Origin of the sequence: Paraburkholderia sp. IW21, from assembly GCF_041321145.1 — a bacterium.
In the GTDB taxonomy this organism is placed as follows: domain Bacteria; phylum Pseudomonadota; class Gammaproteobacteria; order Burkholderiales; family Burkholderiaceae; genus Paraburkholderia.
The window spans coordinates 312,669-331,858 of record NZ_JBGGWA010000007.1; the positions used below are offsets into that span (position 1 = coordinate 312,669).

14 protein-coding genes are annotated in these 19,190 nt (G+C 62.1%); 6 read left to right on the top strand and 8 right to left on the bottom strand.

Features of this window, described 5'->3' with window-relative positions:
• Positions 1-22: 22 nt before the first annotated feature.
• Genes ACAX43_RS19035 through ACAX43_RS19065 form a run of 7 tightly spaced genes read right to left on the bottom strand, consistent with a single transcriptional unit; the run spans position 23 to position 8,864 of the window.
• On the bottom strand, positions 23-808 hold the full coding sequence (locus ACAX43_RS19035) for an electron transfer flavoprotein subunit beta/FixA family protein (protein WP_370709961.1): 786 nt from the start codon (positions 806-808) through the stop codon (positions 23-25).
• Positions 805-1,977: an electron transfer flavoprotein subunit alpha/FixB family protein gene (locus ACAX43_RS19040; protein ID WP_370709962.1), complete on the bottom strand. Its 1,173-nt coding sequence runs from the start codon at positions 1,975-1,977 to the stop codon at positions 805-807. The genes ACAX43_RS19035 and ACAX43_RS19040 overlap by 4 nt, the downstream gene beginning before the upstream one ends.
• A gap of 4 nt (positions 1,978-1,981) precedes the next feature.
• Positions 1,982-3,895, bottom strand: a complete 1,914-nt coding sequence (locus ACAX43_RS19045; protein WP_370709963.1) for a (Fe-S)-binding protein — start codon at positions 3,893-3,895, stop codon at positions 1,982-1,984.
• 2 nt (positions 3,896-3,897) lie between these two features.
• A complete protein-coding gene (locus ACAX43_RS19050) occupies positions 3,898-5,961 on the bottom strand; it encodes an FAD-dependent oxidoreductase (protein WP_370709964.1) in 2,064 nt (687 codons plus the stop codon).
• A gap of 49 nt (positions 5,962-6,010) precedes the next feature.
• The gene (locus ACAX43_RS19055; protein WP_370709965.1) at positions 6,011-6,547 is read right to left on the bottom strand and encodes a DUF5943 domain-containing protein; all 537 of its coding nucleotides are present in this window, start codon (positions 6,545-6,547) and stop codon (positions 6,011-6,013) included.
• Between the two features lie 52 nt (positions 6,548-6,599).
• A complete protein-coding gene (locus ACAX43_RS19060) occupies positions 6,600-7,571 on the bottom strand; it encodes a dipeptidase (protein WP_106280831.1) in 972 nt (323 codons plus the stop codon).
• An 18-nt stretch (positions 7,572-7,589) separates the two neighbouring features.
• A complete protein-coding gene (locus ACAX43_RS19065; protein ID WP_370709966.1) occupies positions 7,590-8,864 on the bottom strand; it encodes a serine hydroxymethyltransferase in 1,275 nt (424 codons plus the stop codon).
• Positions 8,865-9,318: 454 nt separating this feature from the next.
• On the opposite strand from ACAX43_RS19065, the gene ACAX43_RS19070 reads away from it, so the two are divergent.
• The gene (locus ACAX43_RS19070; RefSeq protein ID WP_370709967.1) at positions 9,319-10,314 is read left to right on the top strand and encodes a GlxA family transcriptional regulator; all 996 of its coding nucleotides are present in this window, start codon (positions 9,319-9,321) and stop codon (positions 10,312-10,314) included.
• 25 nt (positions 10,315-10,339) lie between these two features.
• On the opposite strand, the gene fdhA is transcribed toward ACAX43_RS19070, so the two are convergent.
• On the bottom strand, positions 10,340-11,539 hold the full coding sequence (gene fdhA, locus ACAX43_RS19075; RefSeq protein ID WP_370709968.1) for a formaldehyde dehydrogenase, glutathione-independent: 1,200 nt from the start codon (positions 11,537-11,539) through the stop codon (positions 10,340-10,342).
• A gap of 264 nt (positions 11,540-11,803) precedes the next feature.
• Here fdhA and betI point away from each other — a divergent pair, with 264 nt between their 5' ends.
• The 5 genes from betI to ACAX43_RS19100 all read left to right on the top strand — a co-directional run bounded on the left by betI (position 11,804) and on the right by ACAX43_RS19100 (position 19,092).
• Complete coding sequence (gene betI / locus ACAX43_RS19080) at positions 11,804-12,391, top strand: transcriptional regulator BetI (RefSeq protein ID WP_370709969.1); 588 nt, start codon at positions 11,804-11,806, stop codon at positions 12,389-12,391.
• A 29-nt stretch (positions 12,392-12,420) separates the two neighbouring features.
• Entirely contained in the window at positions 12,421-13,890 is a 1,470-nt protein-coding gene (gene betB / locus ACAX43_RS19085; RefSeq protein ID WP_370709970.1) for a betaine-aldehyde dehydrogenase, read from the top strand.
• Between the two features lie 12 nt (positions 13,891-13,902).
• A complete protein-coding gene (betA, locus tag ACAX43_RS19090; protein WP_370709971.1) occupies positions 13,903-15,588 on the top strand; it encodes a choline dehydrogenase in 1,686 nt (561 codons plus the stop codon).
• Positions 15,589-16,111: 523 nt separating this feature from the next.
• On the top strand, positions 16,112-18,580 hold the full coding sequence (locus ACAX43_RS19095) for a DUF6531 domain-containing protein (protein WP_370709972.1): 2,469 nt from the start codon (positions 16,112-16,114) through the stop codon (positions 18,578-18,580).
• Complete coding sequence (locus tag ACAX43_RS19100) at positions 18,577-19,092, top strand: hypothetical protein (RefSeq protein WP_370709973.1); 516 nt, start codon at positions 18,577-18,579, stop codon at positions 19,090-19,092. Before ACAX43_RS19095 ends, ACAX43_RS19100 begins: the two co-directional genes overlap by 4 nt.
• Positions 19,093-19,190: the final 98 nt, after the last annotated feature.

Genomic DNA, 19,190 nt, shown 5'->3' on the forward strand with positions numbered 1-19,190 from the left:
GCATGCTGGCCCGAACCGGAAATCAGTAATCCACGAGTTGATGCTCGCGCAAATACGCGAGGATCACTTGTGCTTTTTCGACGGAACTCCCTTCAATTACGACGCTGCCGCCGCGGCTTTCGGTCGTCGTCGCCGAGAGCATGCGTGCGTGGCCGGAGCGCTTCTCCGCGGCGGCGAGACGCACCGGTTTGGCAGTCGCGGGACGGGTCGTCCAGACGAGGTCGTCGGGTTTGGCGGGCTGGCCGCCGGCTTGCGTCCCGACCGGGCGGATCGCGCCTTCGCGCAGCCTTGCGTAGGCGTAGCTCGGCGACGCGTTGGCCATCGGATGCACGGCGATCAAAGCGGGCAACTGCACTTCGACGCGCCGGCGCAACCCCTTCGGCATGAATTGCCGAACTTCGGCGCAGCCGTCGCGAAGCGTCAGATCGACCGCTGCGCCGACCAGGGGAATATCCAGCGCACAGGCGACGCGATACGGCAGCATGCCGGTGTCGAACGCGCCTTCCGCGCGGGTGCCGGTCAAGACAACGTCGTAGCCGCGCAGACGGATAGCGAGCGGCGCTACTGCATCGCCCTGCAATTCAGGCGTTGCAGGTACGTCCAGCACCTCGACCGAGCGCGCGCCGAGCGCGAGATATTCCTTGAGCGCAGGATTCGACGGATCGCCCGCGTGTAAAACGTCGAGCGTCGCGCCGTGAGTTTTGGCGAGCGAGAGCGCCATCGTCAGCGCGGCGGCGTCGTTGCGGCTGTAGCGTGCGGTGCCGCTGACCGGATGGCGCCCAATGGAAACCAGGACAGCGATTTTCATGCGAGGGCTCCTTCCGCGATAGCCGTTGAATTCAATAGCGCGGCGCCGGTGCCGCGTGCCGTGCGCGCAGCCGCCGCGGCTTCGTTCAGCGCCGCGATGGTTTCCTGCGCGTCGGCAATGACGGTCAGATTCGCGCGCTTGGCGATCGGTGCGCTGGCGTCGAGATTCACGGCGATCACATGACGGCAATCCTTGATCCCTTGCAGATGCTGGACTGCGCCGGAAATGCCGAACGCGATATAGACGCTGGCTTCTACGGTCTTGCCGGTGGCGCCGATCTGTTTGTCGCGGGTGAATTTTCCGTCGTCCACGGCGACGCGGCTCGCGCCGATCGCCGCGCCTAAGGTGACAGCTAGACGCTCGAACGCTGGGACATCGCTCACGCCGTTGCCCGCGGAAACGATGAAATCCGCTTCTTCGAGTGCGAGCTGGGCGGCGTCGATTTCCTCGATGCCCAGATCGCGCACGATGCCCTTCGAAAAAGCCGGTTCGCCATCGAAACGCCACACGACCCGCTCGCCCGCGCCGACAAACGGCAACTTCGAATCGACGGCATTCGGAGCAAGCAGAACGACCTCGGGCAGTGAGCGCGCGGCGAACGCCGTATTCGCCCGGATATAAGCCGCGACGTGCGCCGCATCGATCTCGACGACATGCGTCGCGACGCTCGCGTTCGCGGCTGCCGCATAACGGCGGCCGAGGTCGCCGTCGCCGGTGGCGTTGTCGGGCAGGAAAATGTGCACCGGTGCATAAGCCGCGACGCACGCTGCCAGTGCGTTCAATTCGTCGACCGGGGCGAACTTGCGGCGGTCGAATATCGGCAACTCGATCAGCTTGTCGGCGCCGAGCGCGGCAGCGTCGCCAGTGAACTCGCCCAATACCAACAGCACGACTTCGGTCGTCGCCTCCGCGATCAGCGCAGCGGCGGCCAAGGTCTGACGCGCATGATCGTCCAGCGCGCCGCGATCCGCGTGCGCGGCGACCAGCAGCGAGCGCTGCGGCGTTGCTGTCGTGCGGCGCGGCTTCGCGTGCTCGCGATGCGCGGACGAGCCCGGCGCCGCGAATTCCATCGAGCCCGCCGAGCCCGTCATGCCGAGCGTGATGCGCTTGAGCCCGTCGGCTGTGATGGTGAACGGCCGGCGCGGATCGATTCGTTTGGGATTATTCATCGCGTTACTCCAGCGCCGCTGCAACCAGTTCGGCCACGTCCAGGACTTCCGGACGCGGGCCGACCACGCCTTCGAGCATCGCCGTGCAATTCGGGCAGCCCACCGCCACGATCTCGGCGCCGATCGAGCGCGCGTCGTCGATCCGGATATCCGGAATGCGCCGCTTACCCGGGATATCGGTCAACGGCGCACCGCCGCCGCCGCCGCAGCAACGTCCGCGCATGCCGTTGCGTTCCATCTCGACCACCTTGATGCCGATGGTCTTCAGCAAACGGCGCGGCGCTTCCGTCTCACCGTTATAGCGGCCCAGATAGCACGGGTCGTGATACGTGACCTTGCGATCGGCGAACGCGGCGACTGCCCGCGGCGTCAGCTTGCCGCTAGCGACCAGTTCTTCGATCAGCGCCGTGTGATGCTGCACCTCATAGAAGCCGCCGAGCGCGCGATACTCGTTGCGCAGGCTGTGCATCACGTGCGGATCGGCGGTAACGATCTTGCGGAACGCGTACTGCGACAGCGTGCCGATCAACTGCTGGGCGAGTTGCTGAAAAGTGGCTTCGTCGCCAAGACGCCGTGCCGTATCGCCCGTATCGGTTTCGACGCCGCCGAGCACCGCGTAGTCGATTCCCGCGCGGTTCAGCACCTTGACCAGTGCACGCAACGTGCGCTGATAGCGCATGTCGAACGCGCCTTCGCCGGCGATCAGCAGCACGTCCACCGGACGTCCCGGTTGCGCGACCTGCACTTGCAGATCGACCGCCCAGTCGTAACGCGCGCCGATGTCGTAGCCGTTCGAGCTGCCGGTCTCGCGCAGATTCGCCAGCGTGATCGGGCCCTTGCCGGGTACATTGCCTTCGACCAACGTCTGATTGCGCCGCATGTCGACGATCGCGTCGACGTGTTCAATCAACATCGGGCATTCCTGCACGCAGGCGCGGCAGGTGGTGCAGGACCACAGCGTGTCGGCTTCGATCAGGCTCGACACGAGCGGCTTACCCGGTGCCCCGCCATGCTTGCCGACCGGAATGCCAGGCGTCGGGCTGCCGGCGTAAGCCTCGTCCGTGCCGCCAACCATACCGGTGACGAGATCCTGAATCAGCTTCTTCGGATTCAGCGGCTGACCCGCGGCAAACGCGGGACACGCCGCTTCGCACTTGCCGCACTGCACGCAGGCGTCGAAGCTCAGCAACTGGTTCCAGCGAAACTCGACCGGCTTGCCGACGCCATATTCCTTCGCGTCGAGCACGGGCGTCTTCAGCGCGGTCGGCGGCACGACGTCATTGTCGTTACGCTCGGCAAAACGCTCCTGACGCGGATGAAACGCGAGGTGCAGCAGACCGGCGAGCGCATGCTTCATCGGACCGCCGCGCGCCGCGCCGAATGTCATCGTGAACGCGCCGACTGCGATCAGCAACGCGACAATAATGGCCAGCGCACCCGACATCGCCGCAGCAGGCAGCGCGATGAACAGCGCCAAACCGAGCGCGAACGACCCAAGCAGCAAGGGCAGATGATCCCAAGGTCCACGCGAAAGCCGCGCCGGCACCGCCTTCGCGCCATGCCGCCGACGCCAGACGAATACCGCGCCGACCAGCATCACGAGCGCCGCCAGGAAAATCAGCTTGTCGAGCCAGGGCGAATAGATCGCGAGACCGTAGTTGACGAACACCAGCGCCATCGCGAGGATCGCACCACCGGCGGTCGCCACGTGCGTCTTCGCGATGTACGGGTCCCGTGCAACCACATGATGCAGATCGACAAAATAGCGCTTCGGAATCGACAGCAAATTGGTCCAGCCATACGCGCCTGCCGCCGTGGCGCGGCCTTCGCGCCAGTAAGCGGCGCGCTTCGCGAGCGCGAAAGCGAGACCCGCCACCGACAACCACAGCAGGACGGTGATGACAAACACGGGGCTCATCGTCAGAAATCCTTGCAAAGGCGCAGCGCGTCGTAGATCGCGCCGTGAATGTTGTGCATGGAAATGCAGTCGCCGACGCGGAACAGCAAGAACCGGCCGTTGCCGAGTTCTTCGCTCAACGAGGGTTGCGGTTCGGACGCGAAGAGCTTGTGCACGTCCACCTGGCCGCGATTCACCGATTCAGGCTTGAGTGTCCAGTAGAGCGCGTCGTTCGGCGTGCTGCCGTTCTCGATCACCACCTGATCGACCGCGCGTTCTTCCTGCTCTTCCGTGTACTCGTTGCGGATCACGGCGATCTTCTTGCCGTCTTCCTCGTAGACCTTGTCGAGCCAGTAGTTCGGCGTGTGAATCACGCCTTGCGCATAGAGGCGGCGGTAGAAGATCGGGAATGTCGTGCCGCCGACGTCGTCCGCGACCTTCACGTCCGGCGTCACGATCTCGACGTTCGAGCCGCGGCTCGACATGAAATCCGCGACGCCTGCGCCGGCATGCGTGCTGACGCCGTCATAAACCAGAACGTCCTTGCCCGGCTCGACCTTGCCCGAAAGTACGTCCCATGAACTGACCGCGAGACCTTCTTCGACGCCCCATGCCGCCACTTGCGACGTGAACGACGAACCGCCGGTTGCGAGCACGACGATGTCCGGTTTCTCGGCCATGATGGTTTTTTCGTCTGCTGCGACGCCAAGACGGCGATCGACGCCGAGGCGCTTCGTCTCCATGTCGAACCAGCGCACGATGCCCGCCATCTGTTCGCGCTGCGGCGCTTTTGCCGCCAGCATGATCTGGCCGCCGACGTAGTCGTTCTTCTCGAACAGCACCACATCGTGCCCGCGCGATCTGGCGACGCGGGCCGCTTCCAGTCCCGCCGGACCCGCGCCGACCACGACCACCTTGCGCTTCGGTCCACGCGTTTTGGCGATCACGTGCGGCATGGTTTCTTCACGCGACGTCGCGGCGTTCTGCACGCAAAGCACGTCGAGCCCGTTGTACTGGCGGTCGATGCAATAGTTCGCGCCGACACACTGCTTGATCTCGTCTTCGCGGCCGTCGCGGATCTTGATGACCATATGCGGATCGGCGATCTGCGCGCGCGTCATGCCCACCAGATCGACCATGCCGCTCGCGAGCAAACGCTCGGCCTGCCCTGCATCGCGGATGCTTTGCGCGTGCATCACCGGCAGCTTCACCACTGACTTGATACCGGCCGCGAGATGCACGAACGGCTCGGGCGGCAACGCCATAGGCGGCATGCAGTTGGCCAGCGTGTTGTGCGTATCCGCGCCGGAACCGATCACGCCCAGGTAATCGATCAAGCCGGTTTCGCTCATCGCCTGGGCGATCTCTTTTAGCTGTTCGTGATCGAGACCGTCTTCATGGAATTCGTCGCCGCACATACGCAGGCCGATGCAGAAATCCGCACCCACTGCTTCGCGCACCGCCTTCAAGACTTCCGTGCCGAAACGCAGACGGTTTTCGAGCGAGCCGCCCCATTCGTCCGTGCGAAAATTCGTGCGCGGGCTCCAGAACTGATCGATCAGATGCTGGTGCGCCGCCGAGATTTCAATGCCGTCCATACCGGCGTCTTTCACGCGCTTTGCGGCCGCCGCAAAGTCCGAAATGATGCGGCGAATCTCTTCTACTTCAATGATCTTCGCGTTACCGCGGTGCACCGGCTCGCGCACGCCGGAGGGCGACATCAGATGCGGCCAATGCTCGCCATGAAACGCCGAACGGCGGCCCATGTGGGTGGCCTGAATCATGATCTTCGCGCCGTGGCGATGCATCGCTTCGGCGAGCCGCGCGAGTGGATCGATGATCTTGTCGGTGGAGAGATTGACCGACTTCCACCAGCCTTGCGGACTATCGATCGACACCGGGCTCGAGCCGCCGCACACCGCGAGGCCGACGCCGCCCTTCGCCTTCTCTTCGTAGTAGCGGATATAACGGTCGCCGGGCAAACCGCCCGGCTCCGCATACACCTCCGCGTGCGCGGTGCTGACGATGCGGTTGCGCAAGGTCAGCTGGTTGAGCGTGAGAGGCTTGAAAAGGTTCGGGTAACGCATCGCGATCGACCTCGGAATGGATAGGCTTATGGCGCGTATTCGTGCGCTTTTACGACGCGAGCGGCGACACTTCGAACACGCAGTGATCGTGGCCTTCAGCCGCGCATCGCGCTTCTTTCGAATGGGACGGCGGACCCTTGCGTGTGGAATCGGGCGCGGTGTCGTTGACCCAGTCCATCGCGCCCGCAAACCAGCCGGCGAACATGTAGCAAAGCTTGCCCTCCTTGCCCGGCTGCGCGAGTACGAACGACGAGTGATGCAATTCGATCCGCGCACGCGAGCTTGAAGGATCCGACTCGATGATGCTAAAGATGCCCCAGCCGCGCTGCGACAAGCGGTTCAGGTAATGCTCAAACACCGCCATGCCGGCAATGCCATGCTGCTTCGCTTCCTTATCGCACCAGAAATACGCGGACTTGTAGCCGGCCTTGTAGAGAATCTCGGCATACGTGTCGAGGCCAAGCGCTTCCTCGACGGCGGTGTGGTTGTTCGTGAAGAAGTGACGCGGCACGTACAGCATCGGCAGCGCGTCAGTGGTCCAGACGCCGGTGTTCGGATCGACGTCGATAGGCAGTTGGGGTTGCATAGGGGCTCCGTTTCTTATGGGGTAACGTTCAATAAGTGCGAGGGCGTGGAAGTCAAACCTTCCAGACTTCGCCGAATACCCGCACCCAGTTCTCGCCCATGATCTTCTTGATGCGCGTCTCGCTCCAGCCGGCGCGTTCCATCGCGGCCGTCAGGTTCGGGAACTCGCCGATCGTGCGAATGCCTTCCGGATTCACCACCTTGCCGAAGTTCGTCAGTTGGCGATAACGGCCCTTGTCGTGCGTGATCCAGTCGAAGAACTCGGTGCTATAGCCTTGCGTGAAGTCCGTACCGATACCGACCTGGTCTTCGCCGATCAGATTCACCACGTATTCGATCGCCTCGATATAGTCTTCAACCGTCGCATCCGGGCCGCGCTTGAGGAACGGCGCGAACATCGTCACGCCGACAAAGCCGCCCGCATCGGCGATCTCTTTCAGTTGCTCATCGCTCTTGTTGCGCGGATGCTCTTTCAGCCCCGACGGACAGCAATGCGAGTAGCACACCGGCTTGTTCGAAGCCGCGATGGCTTCCGAAGAAGTCTTGCCACCCACATGCGAGAGATCGACCATGATGCCGACGCGGTTCATCTCCTGAATCACTTCGCGGCCATAACCCGAGAGGCCGCCGTCGCGCTCATAGCAGCCCGTGCCGACCAGATTCTGCGTGTTGTAGCAAAGCTGGACCACGTTCACGCCGAGGTCCTTGAAGGCTTCGATATAGCCGAGGTTGTCTTCGAACGCATGGGCGTTCTGAAAGCCGAAAATGATGCCGGTCTTGTTCTCTTTCTTCGCGCGGAAAATGTCGTCGGTGGTGCGCACCAGCGTGAGAATCTCGCCGTATTCGCGGATCTGCTGCTTCATCTCGGCGATGTTGTCGACGGTCTTCTGGAAACTCTCCCAGACCGACACCGTGCAGTTCACCGCGGTCACGCCACCCTTGCGCATATCCTCGAACACCGAGCGTTCGAACTTGGAAATGTTCAGACCGTCGATGATGATGCTGTTGTCGTGCAGAGTGCTCATCGTTTGCTCCAGGCGTTCTCAGTAGATGGGAAAGCGTTCGCACAGCGCGAAAATCTCGCGGCGCACGCGTTGTTCGGTTGCGGCATGGCCTTCGGGGTGGTCGCGCAGTGCATCGAGCACCTCGACGATCAGCCGCCCGATTTCGCGGAATTCGCCGATGCCGAAGCCGCGCGTCGTACCGGCCGGCGTGCCGAGGCGAACGCCGGACGTGACAGTCGGCTTCTCAGTGTCGAAAGGAATGCCGTTCTTGTTGCAGGTGATGCCCGCGCGTTCCAGCGCCTGCTCGACCTGATTGCCTTTAAGACCCTTGGGCCGGAGATCGACCAGCAGCAGATGGTTGTCGGTGCCCCCCGTGACCAGATCGACGCCGCCCGCCTTCAACACTTCGCCCAGCGCCTGCGCGTTGGCGAGCACGTTGTCGATGTAGGTCTTGAAGCCCGGTTGCAGCGCCTCGCCGAACGCGACTGCCTTGCCGGCGATCACGTGCATCAGCGGGCCGCCCTGCAAGCCTGGAAACACGGCCGAGTTGATCTTCCTGGCGATGTCTTCGTCATTCGTCAGCACAAAGCCGCCGCGCGGCCCGCGCAAGGTCTTGTGCGTGGTCGACGTGACGACGTGCGCGTGCTCGATCGGATTCTGGTGACGCCCCGCCGCGATCACGCCCGCGATGTGCGCCATGTCCACCATCAGCTTCGCACCCACGCCGTCGGCGATCGCACGCAGCCGTGCGAAGTCCAGCGCACGCGGATAAGCCGAGAAGCCGGCGATCAGCAGCGCGGGTTTATGCTGCTGCGCGAGCTCCTCGATCTGCGCGTAATCGATCAGCATCGTGTCGCGATTGACGCCGTACTGCACCGCGTTAAACCACTTTCCCGACATCGCCGGCTTGGCGCCATGGGTCAGGTGGCCGCCCGCGTCGAGCGACATGCCGAGCACCGTGTCGCCCGGCTTCACCAGCGCGAGCATGACCGCGCCGTTGGCCTGCGCGCCGGAATGCGGCTGCACGTTGGCAAACTTCGCGTTGAACAGTTGCTTGATGCGATCGAGCGCCAGCGTTTCGATCACGTCGGCATATTCGCAACCGCCGTAATAGCGTTTGCCCGGATATCCTTCCGCGTACTTGTTGGTCAGCACCGAGCCCTGCGCTTCGAGCACCGCGCGCGACACGATGTTTTCCGACGCGATCAATTCGACTTGCGACTGCTGGCGCTCCAGCTCTTTCAAAAGGGCGCCGCGCACCGGCGCGTCGCGCGTGGCCAGCGATTCTTCGAAGAAAGGATTCGGGTTCGACATGAAAGGTCCTGGGGTCGTTGACGATGGGCCGGAAGCGCCTATTAAGCGGGCCATGAGGCGGGCTTTGAAGCGGGCTTTGAAGCCCTGCCGCCACCGGTCTGCATTGCGTCTATTCTTGACGTTCGCCTCGCGCGTCAATTTACGAATTCAGACGTGTTCTTTGCCTTTTCCGCCATCCGCGTCCTTTTTCGACAAGTCGGCGACGCGCATTTCGAACGATCGTTGTCCTTTCCCGTTCATGCTGCACCGCAGTTGAGCGGAGCGCGCGGTTCAGGTGCGTGTGCGGACCGCGACGACTCCGTTCTGGTGCTGTATGTTTAGCTATCCAACCTGATTGATGGGGAACCGAGGGTTTAGCCTGATGGCACGGTAGTTGCGCTAGTCCGCAAAATTGCATGAGCCGCCGCTCCCCACGACGACGCGAAATTACAGATTCGAAGGAATCATTCCTCCCATGTCCACCGATCGCACGGCGTCGCTGTCGCATTTCGCATTCATGCCGGTTCCGAACTTCACAATGATCGCGTTCACCAATGCGATCGAAGTCCTCCGCATGGCGAACTACCTGACAGGACAAACGCTTTACCGCTGGTCGATCGTGAGCCCCGAAGGCGGCCCGGTGGCGGCGAGCAATGGCCTGTCGGTCGACACGGGTCCGGTTGAATGCGTGGGCCAACCGGATATCGTGTTCGTGGTCGGCGGTATCGACGTGCAGCGCGCCACCACCCCCGCCCATCTTTCCGCGTTGCGCCGTTTCGCTCGCACGGGCAGCGTGCTCGGCAGCCTGTGCACCGGCACCTATGCGCTGGCGCGCGCCGGATTGCTGGCCGGTTATGCGTGCGCGATTCACTGGGAGAACATGTCGGCGCTCAAGGAAGAGTTTCCCGACACGCGCTTTCTGAAAGAACTGTTCGTGATCGATCGCGATCGCGTCACCTGCACGGGCGGCGTGGCACCGCTCGACATGATGCTCAACCTGATCGCACCGCGCGTCGGCACGGCACGGGTCACGCAGATCGCCGAGCAGTTCATCGTCGAACATGTCCGCGATACGAGTGCACAACAGAAAATGCCGCTGGTGGCGCGGCTCGGTTCGGCCAACAAGTCGCTCTTCGAAGTGATCTCGCTGATGGAGAACAACATCGAAGAGCCGCTCTCACGCGAAGAACTCGCGCGCCTCGCGGGCATGTCGCAGCGGCAGTTGCAGCGCCTGTTTCGGGAGCATCTGGGCATGACGCCGACGCATTACTATCTGACGCTGCGTTTGCGCCGCGCGCGCGAGTTGCTGCTGCAGACCGACATGTCGATCATGCATATCACCATGGCTTGCGGCTTCCAGTCGGCTTGCCACTTCTCGAAGAGCTATCGCGACGCATTCGGCACGGCGCCCACGCGCGAACGGCGCAAGCAGGCGCCGTCGCTGGCCACGGCGCCTGTGCTGGCGGCTTGATCCGCGAGCGCGGTCCCTTGGCGCCTCAAGCCGCCTTCAACAGCCCGTGCGGATCGATCACGAACTTCCTCGGCGCGCCACCGTCGAACTGCCGATAACCGTCCGGCGCTTCATCGAGCGACACGACGGTCACGTTCACGATATCCGCAATCGGCAGCCGGTCCCACAAGATCGCCTGCATGAGATTCTGGTTGTATTTCATCACCGGCGTCTGCCCCGTATGGAACGAGTGCGACTTGGCCCAGCCGAGGCCGAAGCGGATGCTCAGGCTGCCCTTGCGAGCGGCAGCATCGGTGGCACCCGGATCGTCCGTCACGTAAAGGCCCGGAATGCCGATCGCGCCCGCGGCCCGCGTGATTTCCATCAGCGAATTGAGCACCGTGGCCGGCGCTTCTTCGTGCTGGCCGCTGCTGCCGTGGCCGTGCGCCTCGAAGCCGACGCAGTCCACCGCGCAATCCACCTCGGGCCTGCCGAGAATCTGTTCGATCTGCTCGCCGAGCGTGGCGTCCTTCGAAAGATCGATGGTCTGGAAACCCATCTTGCGCGCATGCGCGAGGCGCGCCTCGTTCATATCGCCGACGATCGTGCAAGCCGCGCCCAGCAGGCGCGCTGAAGCCGCCGCCGCCATCCCCACCGGCCCTGCGCCTGCAATATAGACCGTGGCGCCGGGTTTCACACCCGCCATCACCGCACCGTGATAACCGGTCGGGAGAATGTCGGACAAGCACGTGAGGTCGCGGATTTTCGACATCGCCTGGGCGCGGTCGGGGAATTTCAGCAGATTGAAGTCGGCGTACGGCACCATCACGTACTCGGCCTGCCCGCCGATCCAGCCGCCCATGTCGACATAGCCATAAGCCCCCCCGGCGCGCGACGGATTCACGTTCAGGCACACGCCGGTATGCTGCGCCTTGCAGGTCGGGCAGCGTCCGCAGGCCACGTTGAACGGCACGGACACCAGATCGCCGATCTTGAGCGTTTCGACGTCGCGACCCATCTCGATCACCTCGCCGGTGATCTCGTGACCGAGTACCAGACCGACCTCGGCGGTCGTGCGGCCGCGCACCATGTGCTGATCGGAGCCGCAAATATTCGTGCTCACCACTTTCAGGATCACGCCGTGGCCGATCGACCGGCCACGCGGATCGACCATCTTCGGATAGTCGATCGACTGCACTTCCACCTTGCCCTGCCCTAGATACACGACGCCGCGATTGCTGCTCATTTGTCTGTCTCCATGTTTCGTGAGCGGCGCGCGCCTGATCCGACCTCGTCGAACTCGCGCGCCGTTTAACGAGCGTAGCGCCCACTGAAACAAAGGACATGTACCCAACGCGACACCGGTTTGGCCGGAACCGACACGCGCGGCGCAACCCGCGCGCACGCTGATGCAACCCGGCTTTTATTGATTGACCGATCAATATAAAAAAACTACGATGCCTCATCGAATACCTGGGTGGCTGGGCCCTCGCCTGCTGCCCCTCGCACCATGCCCAAACTTGGAATGCGCGAAATCCGCCGCGCACAGTTGATCGACGCCACGTTGCTGACCATCGACCAAACCGGTCTCGCGGGCGCGACGCTCGCTTCGGTCGCGCAGCGCGCGAGCATTTCCACCGGCATCGTCAGCCACTATTTCGGCGACAAGGACGGCTTGCTCGAGGCCACCATGCGCCACGTGCTGCGCGATCTGTGGCAAGCCACATCAAGGCGGCGCCGCGCGGCAAAGGCGGATCCGCGCTCGAAACTGCGCGCGGTCGTCGCAGCGAATTTCGACACCGGGCAGACCAGCAGCCCGGTGATGAAAACGTGGCTCGCGTTCTGGTCCGAGAGCATGCACAAGCCGCCATTGCGGCGGCTGCAATACGTGAACACGCGCCGGTTGAACTCGAACCTGTGCGCGGATTTTTCGAAAGCGCTGCCGCGCCCGGCGGCGCGCCGGGCGGCGAGCGGCCTGGCGGCGCTGATCGACGGACTGTGGCTGCGCGGCGCGTTGTCCGGTGAACCCTTCGATACGAAGGCGGCGCTGCGCGTGGCGAACGAATACATCGATCTGGTCCTGAAAGCCGGCAACTAGACCAGCGAGATTTTAGAAAGGAGCAAGTCATGGCGGTATTCGCAACGCAACGTCTCTATATCGGCGGCGGCTACGTCGACGCGACCGGCGCAGAGACCTTCGACACGCTCGACCCCGCCACCGGCGAAACGCTCGCAACGGTGCAGCAGGCGTCGGCGGCCGACGTCGATCGCGCCGTGCAATCCGCGCGTGCCGGACAACGCGAGTGGGCCGCGCTGACAGCGATGCAGCGCTCGCGCATTCTGCGTCGCGCCGTCGAGATCCTGCGCGAACGCAACGACGAACTCGCCGCGCTCGAAACGCGCGACACCGGCAAGCCGATCGCGGAGACCCAGGCGGTCGATATCGTCACCGGCGCGGACGTGATCGAGTACTACGCGGGGCTTGCCACCGCCATCGAAGGGCAGCAGATTCCATTGCGCCCGTCGTCGTTCGTTTATACGCGGCGCGAACCGCTGGGCGTGTGCGCGGGCATCGGTGCGTGGAATTACCCGATCCAGATCGCGTGCTGGAAGTCTGCTCCGGCACTGGCAGCGGGCAACGCGATGATCTTCAAACCGAGTGAAATCACCCCGTTGTCGGCTTTAAAGCTCGCCGGGATTTATACCGAAGCCGGCGTGCCGGCCGGCGTGTTCAATGTCGTGCAAGGCGACGGACGTGTCGGTGCGATGCTCGCCGCGCATCCGGACATCGAGAAGATTTCGTTCACGGGCGGTGTGGAAACAGGCAAGAAGGTGATGTCGCTTGCGGGCGCCTCGTCGCTGAAAGAAGTGACCATGGAGCTGGGCGGCAAGTCGCCCTTGCTGGTTTTCGACGACGCCAATCTCGAGCGCGCCGCCGACATCGCGATGAGCGCCAACTTCTTCAGCTCCGGCCAGGTCTGCACCAACGGTACGCGCGTGTTCGTGCAACGCAGCGTTGCCGAGCGATTAGAAGCGCTGGTACTGGAGCGTGTCAAGCGGATTCGCGTCGGCGCACCCACCGAGGCCAACACCAACTTCGGCCCGCTGGTAAGCGCCGCGCAATTGCAGAAGGTACTCGGCTACATTGAAAGCGGCGTGCAGGAAGGTGCGCGGCTTGTTGCCGGCGGCAAGCGGATTACCGAGGGCCACTTCGGCAACGGCCAGTACGTCGAGCCGACGGTTTTCAGCGGCTGCCACGACGATATGCGCATCGTGCGCGAGGAAATCTTCGGCCCGGTGATGAGCATCCTCGTGTTCGACACCGAAGACGAAGCCATCTCTCGTGCGAATCACACCGCCTACGGTCTTGCCGCGGGTGTCGTGACCGAGAACCTGGCGCGGGCGCATCGCGTGATCCATCGCCTGGAAGCGGGTATCTGCTGGATCAACACGTGGGGCGAATCGCCGGCGGAAATGCCGGTGGGCGGCTATAAGCAATCGGGTGTCGGCCGTGAGAACGGCATCACCACACTCGAACATTACACACGCATCAAGTCCGTGCAGGTCGAACTCGGCCCGTATCAACCGGTGTTCTAAGGAGTGGCGGCGATGGCTTCGAACGAATACGACTACATCATCGTGGGCGCGGGTTCCGCGGGCAACGTGCTCGCCTCGCGCCTGACCGAAGACGCGGACGTGACCGTGCTGCTCCTCGAAGCAGGCGGCCCCGACTACCGTTTCGACTTCCGCACGCAGATGCCGGCGGCCCTCGCCTATCCGCTGCAAGGACGGCGCTATAACTGGGCGTACGAAACGGACCCCGAGCCGCATATGAACAACCGGCGCATGGAATGCGGCCGTGGCAAGGGGCTGGGCGGTTCGTCGCTGATCAACGGCATGTGCTACATCCGCGGCAATGCACTCGATTACGACGGCTGGGCCGGGCGTCCTGGGCTGGAAAACTGGACCTATCTGGATTGCCTGCCGTACTTCCGCAAAGCCGAAACACGCGACGCGGGTGCGAACGCATACCACGGTGGCGACGGTCCGGTGCATGTGACGACCAGCAAGCCCGGCAACAATCCCTTGTTCGCCGCCATGGTCGAAGCCGGCGTGCAGGCCGGTTTCCCACGCACCGACGATCTGAACGGCTATCAGCAAGAAGGGTTCGGCCCGATGGACCGCACGGTCACGGCGAACGGCAGACGCGCCAGCACCGCGCGCGGCTATCTGGATCGTGCGAAAGCGCGTCCGAATCTGACCATCGTGACGCATGCCGTGACCGATCGCGTACTGTTCTCGGGCAAGCGTGCGATTGGCGCCGCGTATCTGCATCAGGGCAACGCGGTGACCGCGCATGCACGCCGCGAAGTGCTGGTATGCAGCGGCGCGATTGCGTCGCCGCAATTGCTGCAACGCTCGGGTGTCGGCCGCTCGACATGGCTGCGCGAACTCGACGTTCCGCTCGTACACGATCTGCCGGGCGTCGGCGAAAACCTGCAAGACCATCTGGAGATGTACATCCAGTACGAATGCAAGGAGCCGGTTTCGCTTTATCCGGCGCTGCAATGGTGGAATCAACCTGCGATCGGACTTGAATGGATGCTGCGCGGCACGGGTATCGGCGCGAGCAACCAGTTCGAGGCGGGCGGCTTCATCCGCACCCGCGATGAGGACCTGTGGCCGAACATCCAGTATCACTTCCTGCCCGTCGCGATTAACTATAACGGCTCGAACGCGATCAGGATGCACGGCTTCCAGGCGCACGTCGGTTCGATGCGTTCGCCTAGCCGTGGCCGTGTGAAGCTCACGTCACGCGACCCTGGCGCGCATCCGGGCATTCTGTTCAACTACATGGCCGACCCGCTCGACTGGCGGGAATTCCGTGACGGAATCCGCATTACGCGCGAGATCATGCGCCAGCCGGCGCTCGATCGTTACCGCGGGCGTGAGTTGAATCCGGGCGCGGAGTTGACGACGGACGAACAGCTCGATGCGTTCGTGCGCATGCGCGCGGAGACCGCGTTTCATCCGTCGTGCTCGTGCAAGATGGGCTATGACGACATGGCTGTGGTCGATAGCGAGGGACGCGTGCATGGGCTCGACGCGCTGCGCGTGGTCGATGCGTCGATCATGCCGCAGATCACCACGGGCAATCTGAACGCGCCGACGATCATGCTCGCGGAGAAGATTGCGGATCGGATTCGTGGGCGGGATGCGCTGGCGCGGGTGGAGACGCCGTATTTTGTCGCGAATGGGGTGGCGTCGAGGAGACGCGAGGCCACGGCGGTTTGAGTTACGATCTAAAACAGCATGCGTCGCAGCTTACTGACCGCCATCTTCACCGGCTTCGGAGAACGGTAACGAAACTGTCGGCGAAAACGTCGGGCAATGCCGCAAGTTGCCTCGATGGATAGTCAATTACTTTCTCGCCATTGCTGTCAGACAGTTGCCAAGGCGCTGTACCGGATCTCTGGCAACCCCGCATCGCTGGCCTGCTACTGCAGCTCGCCTAGTCGTGCTCAGATAAGTCACACGCCTCTCTCAATTCGACATCCAGGCTCACGAGAGACTTGATCCATCAATGATCGACTGCGTCATGGTCCACGATCGCACTGCCGAGTTCTGACCGGAGTTAAGGATGATCATCGTCGTTCCGTGGCCGGACGGCGGCCCTATTAGAGCCTATTGATTAGGCAGGTTTGTGAAGACGTGTTGTGACGTCGCAGTTTCCGATTTTTCCTATTTTGATTTCTGATCTCCCGCTGCAGTGTCGCGACAACTACGTTTTTCTAACGACACACATAAAAGGAGATTCATGAAACCAAAAGACTCGTTTCATTGGCAGGCTGGCTACGTGGGGCGCCTACTCGTGGCGTTCATTTTGCTGCCAGTTGCATTCAGTGCAAATGCAGACGACTGCTTCACGCTTTACTCAAAGTCTGGCGCGACCCCGGGGACAAAAAGCTGCCGACTTGATGTGACCAGCAACACGCCTGGCGGCATGGGCAACTACGCGTGCATAAACGATCTTGCGCTGATTGACCAGTGGTGTTCAATCCCCGCTACCGACGAACCGGAAAAGAGTTGTCCTGTCGCGGACCCCATCTACCCTGGCAGTGGCGCGGTAACGTCGACGGAGACCGACTTCGTTAGCGGCGACGATATCCCGTTGCAGTTCACGCGTACTTACCGATCCAAACCACTCGCAAAAAATGTCAATGCGTTGGGACCGGCTTGGTTCCATAGCTGGCAGCGCAACCTGGGGCTGGCCAATGCGAATAGCGGCAGTTCGTCAAAGGTTCTCGCGTATCGCGAGAACGGTGAACCAGTCACCTTCAACTGGTCAGCCGGCACGTGGCGAACAGCTGGATTTACAGGCCTTGCGCTCGCGCAAAACGGATCGGGCTGGACGCTCACTGACCTTCGCACAGAAACCGTCGAATCATATTCCGCGCAAGGTATGCTGCTCTCGGAAAGCACGAAGACCGGATTTTCCCGGACACTGACCTACGACGCTTCGGGTCTGCTGACGACGATCACCCAGCATGCGGCAGGCACAAACGCGAACAAGGACCTCACGCTTCGTCTCGATTACGACGACAAGCGCCGGCTGTCACGCCTGAATGATCCGCTCAGCGGCATGACGCAGTACGGGTACGACGCAAACGGCAATCTTGTGTCGGTAACCTGGCCGGATGGCTATGTGCACCGGTATGTCTACGACGACACCCGTTTCAAGAATGCGCTGACCGGTGAAATCGACGAGTCGGGTAACCGCATTGCAACCTGGACCTACGACGCGCAGGGCCGCGCGGTGGCCGTCAGCCATCCGGACGCGGGGCACAACGTGCAGTTCGCCTATCAGACCGGCTCGACAGTGATCACCGATAGCAGACGTGCCACCACGCTGAATCTCTCGTCAATCGGCGGCATGCTGCGGTCGACGGGAAGCACGTCACCGGCGGGCAACACCAGCACGGCATGGGACGCTTCGGGCAACCTGCTGAAGGACGCGGATGCAAGTGGCGCCACCTCCGAATACAGCTACGACGACACGGGAAGACCGGTTCGCGCGACAGTAAAAAGTGCGTCCGGTACGTCGGTCTCCACGATCCGCTACGCCGACGCAACGAGTCTGCGGCCGTCGATGATCGCGTCGCCGAGGCTAATTCAGTCATTCGTCTACGATGCAAGCGGCAACACCACGGGAATCGCTGAAACACCGACCAGCGACGCGACCGGCGCCAGTGGCTTTGATGCGCCAAGGGCCGTCGGCGTAACGATGTCCTACGGGATGACGTATGACGCCACGAACCGGCTCACGTTCGCGCAGCAGATGGCCGATGGGAAGGTCGCAGGGCAGTGGGTGGTCACGCGGGATGCGACGGGGAACGTCTTCTCGATTTATCCGGTAGAAGAAAACGTTGCAAGCGAGGCCATTTCGCGCGATGCCGCGCATCGTGTCCTGTACGGTTACAATCCGACCGGCGATTTCTATCTGCGCTACGACCGACGCGGGCGCATTGACCTCTTCAAGTTCAATGAGTACGCGAGTCCGGTGAATGGTGGTGTCCGACGCGTGTTCAAGGTCAGGTTCGACTATTCGCCGGACGGTCAGGTCGTGTACCGTATTGGTACGGTTGCAAGGAACGGCAGCGTTCTCGACCTGAATGACGGCACGGATATTCCGATCAGTAGCGACGAGATCGATCAGTGGATTGATAACTATAACTACGGCGATTCACCGGTAGGACCGCCCGCTAACCTGCAAGGGGGGCGTCAGCTTCTACTGGCTGGCTCTGCCGTAGGCGCGAGGACCGTTTGTAGGAGCTGTCATTTCTCAGTGGGGCTGATCGACGGCGCGGCGCGTGGAATCGCTTTTGTCTGGCGACTCGCGCAAAACCCGGCGGTCAGGTATGGGATCGGTCAGGGGGCAAGAAAGACTGCGGAAAACTGGGAGCGCATCAAGGAGATGTGCAAACCAGTTGCGGAGACGGAGGTTGATGGGATCCCGCCGGGGCGCATCACATCGGAATACACTGACATCACAACGGGCGGTAGCATTCGCAACATCCGAACCGACGTCGGCAAGGCAGAGTTTGAAGCGAACCTCTTAGAAAGTGGCTATGTACAGTCTCTTAGTAAAGATGGCAAAGCAGACATCTTTGCAAAGGATGGTGCAAGGTACACCGTCAGGGACGACTCGAACGCTGGATATCCCACTGCCGAATATGTGCCGCCCGGCGCGTCACGTGGCACCATCAAGATACGGCTTCCAAAATGAGCAAACCAGACTTCATCACCGATTTGGCTATCTTTCTTCCGCTATGGGAGCGTGCGCACGCGGGCCGGGAAAAGCTGGCTGGAGCTTCGTCCGCCGAATTGCTTTATTTTGATTCTGTTGATATTTCGACGCAGAGATTCTTTGAACTTATACGAGCGTTGCTCGCCTTCAAAGATGCGAGCGATTTTGCCACGTTAGTGCTGAAGCCAGACCCGTTTAGCTATTTTCATTTCCACTTTCATAAGTACCCTGGCTTCGTACATCGTGCCGAACACTCCGACGACGACTTCTTCGAATCTTGGCAAAAAGACCCGGGCGACAGCCCTGCGGACTGTCTGTGGGCCAATTCTGAGCGATATGCGGTCCTGCCAATTCCCGGAGAATGGTTCGTTTATGCGGACAGAAAATGGGAAATGGGCGTGCTATCGGGGCCGCCTGATATCGTTGCGTTTGCCCGTAGCTTCTATCCGTTTTTTTTCGATCCTGGCGAGGAGTTCATAATTGTTAAGTAGCCGAAGCTAGATCAGGGCTTTCGTCCAACGCGGAAACGACGTAACGGATTGTGTCGTTTCCGCATACCATGTAGGCCGACACAGCCGCCGGGTATCAT

Excerpts from the sequence above, each read along its gene's own strand:
- ACAX43_RS19035 (WP_370709961.1), bottom strand. The coding sequence starts at position 808 with ATGAAAATCGCTGTCCTGGTTTCCATTGGGCGCCATCCGGTCAGCGGC.
- ACAX43_RS19040 (WP_370709962.1), bottom strand. The coding sequence starts at position 1,977 with ATGAATAATCCCAAACGAATCGATCCGCGCCGGCCGTTCACCATCACA.
- ACAX43_RS19045 (WP_370709963.1), bottom strand. The coding sequence starts at position 3,895 with ATGAGCCCCGTGTTTGTCATCACCGTCCTGCTGTGGTTGTCGGTGGCG.
- ACAX43_RS19050 (WP_370709964.1), bottom strand. The coding sequence starts at position 5,961 with ATGCGTTACCCGAACCTTTTCAAGCCTCTCACGCTCAACCAGCTGACC.
- ACAX43_RS19055 (WP_370709965.1), bottom strand. The coding sequence starts at position 6,547 with ATGCAACCCCAACTGCCTATCGACGTCGATCCGAACACCGGCGTCTGG.
- ACAX43_RS19060 (WP_106280831.1), bottom strand. The coding sequence starts at position 7,571 with ATGAGCACTCTGCACGACAACAGCATCATCATCGACGGTCTGAACATT.
- ACAX43_RS19065 (WP_370709966.1), bottom strand. The coding sequence starts at position 8,864 with ATGTCGAACCCGAATCCTTTCTTCGAAGAATCGCTGGCCACGCGCGAC.
- ACAX43_RS19070 (WP_370709967.1), top strand. The coding sequence starts at position 9,319 with ATGTCCACCGATCGCACGGCGTCGCTGTCGCATTTCGCATTCATGCCG.
- fdhA (WP_370709968.1), bottom strand. The coding sequence starts at position 11,539 with ATGAGCAGCAATCGCGGCGTCGTGTATCTAGGGCAGGGCAAGGTGGAA.
- betI (WP_370709969.1), top strand. The coding sequence starts at position 11,804 with ATGCCCAAACTTGGAATGCGCGAAATCCGCCGCGCACAGTTGATCGAC.
- betB (WP_370709970.1), top strand. The coding sequence starts at position 12,421 with ATGGCGGTATTCGCAACGCAACGTCTCTATATCGGCGGCGGCTACGTC.
- betA (WP_370709971.1), top strand. The coding sequence starts at position 13,903 with ATGGCTTCGAACGAATACGACTACATCATCGTGGGCGCGGGTTCCGCG.
- ACAX43_RS19095 (WP_370709972.1), top strand. The coding sequence starts at position 16,112 with ATGAAACCAAAAGACTCGTTTCATTGGCAGGCTGGCTACGTGGGGCGC.
- ACAX43_RS19100 (WP_370709973.1), top strand. The coding sequence starts at position 18,577 with ATGAGCAAACCAGACTTCATCACCGATTTGGCTATCTTTCTTCCGCTA.